Source organism: Nocardia sp. NPDC060220 (assembly GCF_042727815.1).
Taxonomy (GTDB): domain Bacteria; phylum Actinomycetota; class Actinomycetes; order Mycobacteriales; family Mycobacteriaceae; genus Nocardia.
In genome coordinates this window covers 1-1512 of record NZ_JBHWZY010001237.1, presented here as the reverse complement: position 1 = coordinate 1512, position 1512 = coordinate 1, and the positions used below count along the sequence as shown (strand labels likewise).

The 1512-nt window shown below is 61.6% G+C and carries 2 protein-coding genes and 1 pseudogene; all 3 read right to left on the bottom strand.

Features of this window, described 5'->3' with window-relative positions; all coding sequences use genetic code 11:
• Positions 1 to 274, bottom strand: a pseudogene (locus tag ACFWF3_RS35635) (ribonucleotide-diphosphate reductase subunit alpha); the annotation flags it as partial.
• Between the two features lie 59 nt (positions 275 to 333).
• Entirely contained in the window at positions 334 to 807 is a 474-nt protein-coding gene (gene nrdI, locus ACFWF3_RS35630) for a class Ib ribonucleoside-diphosphate reductase assembly flavoprotein NrdI (RefSeq protein ID WP_379318540.1), read from the bottom strand.
• Between the two features lie 30 nt (positions 808 to 837).
• A complete protein-coding gene (gene nrdH / locus ACFWF3_RS35625; protein WP_358063548.1) occupies positions 838 to 1071 on the bottom strand; it encodes a glutaredoxin-like protein NrdH in 234 nt (77 codons plus the stop codon).
• Positions 1072 to 1512 lie beyond the last annotated feature (441 nt).

Below are 1512 nucleotides of genomic sequence, written 5' to 3'. Positions count from 1 at the left end.
TGTACGAGGTGTAGTACTTGAACGCGCCGAGGAAGGTCGGGAACCGGAACTTCTTGGCGTAGGCCTGCTGGAACAGCTGCTTGACGAAGGGGCGACCGTACTGGTCGAGCACCTCGGTCTCGTAGTAGTTCTCCTTGACCAGGTAGTCCAGCTTCTCGTCCAGATTGTGGAAGAAGACGGTGTTCTGGTTCACGTGCTGCAGGAAGTACTGGTGCGCGGCCTCGCGATCCTTGTCGAACTGGATCTCGCCGTTGGGGCCGTACAGGTTCAGCATCGCGTTGAGGGCGTGGTAGTCGAGCACCTCGCCCGCCTCGCCGCGCACCGCCGACTGCTCTAGGCGTGCTGACTTGCCTGCCGGTGCTGTGGTTGCTGTTGCCAAAACAATCCCAATCCCTCTCGGACGCGCGCGACGTCCTCAGCGGTTCCCATGAGTTCGAAGCGATACAGATACGGCACCCCGCATTTTTGCGAGATGATGTCTCCTGCAACGCAATAGGTATCGCCGAAGTTCGTGTTGCCGGCCGCGATCACCCCGCGCAGCAGCGCGCGGTTGTGCGGGTCGTTGAGGAACTTGGCGACTTGCCGCGGAACGAGGTCCTTGTCGGGACGTTGTCCGCCCATGACGTGCCGACCACCACCATAGGTGGGGGTGATCAGCACGTAGGGTTCGTCGATCCGCGGCGATTCAGCGGTGGTGTGTAGCGGAAGTCGAGTTGCCGGGAGACCGAGCTTCTCGACGAAACGATGAGTGTTCTCCGAAGCGCTGGAGAAGTAGACCAGCCCGCCCGGAGTCCTCTGCTCGGGCATGGCGCCTCCTTACCGGCGAACCGGTGCGAACTAGGCAGCCGCGACGGCGAGCGCCTTGATGCGATCGGGACGGAAGCCCGACCAGTGATCGTCACCCGCGACGACGATCGGCGCCTGCAGGTAGCCCAGCGCCATGACGAAGTCACGCGCCTCGTCGTTCTCCGAGATGTCGATGACGTCGTAGTCCACGCCGACCTTGTCGAGAGCCTTGTAGGTGGCGTTGCACTGCACGCAAGCGGGCTTGGTGTACACGGTGATGGTCATGATGGAAGTCCCTCTCTCCTATGCCTGATCCACAGCCTGTGATCCGTATGCAATGCACGAACGGGTGATGCTGCGCAAACTCCTGGATCTAGCGAAGAAAGCCCTGCTCGCAACCCCTTCCCTTGGGCCCGATCAGTGGTGGCTCCACACCGTCTTCCAGTACGACAGACACTACACCTAGTGTCCGACAGATGGGAACAACACAAGGTGTTGCGAGTCGCACGGATGTAATTCCCACGCGGTAAGTCCCAGGACGGGCCACCGGCCAGCAGGGAAAACAGTGGTTCAGATCACGATTTCATCTACCGGCGAGTCTTCAGCAAACTCGGTGGACAGCGAAAGGGCGTGGCCACCCGGTGGGGTTGGGACCCCCGCCCCAAGCAAACCGTAAACCCGGGCCCACCTGGCGGTTACCCCGGCGCCCCACACCTGCACACTCGC

Excerpts from the sequence above, each read along its gene's own strand:
- nrdH (WP_358063548.1), bottom strand. The coding sequence starts at position 1,071 with ATGACCATCACCGTGTACACCAAGCCCGCTTGCGTGCAGTGCAACGCC.
- nrdI (WP_379318540.1), bottom strand. The coding sequence starts at position 807 with ATGCCCGAGCAGAGGACTCCGGGCGGGCTGGTCTACTTCTCCAGCGCT.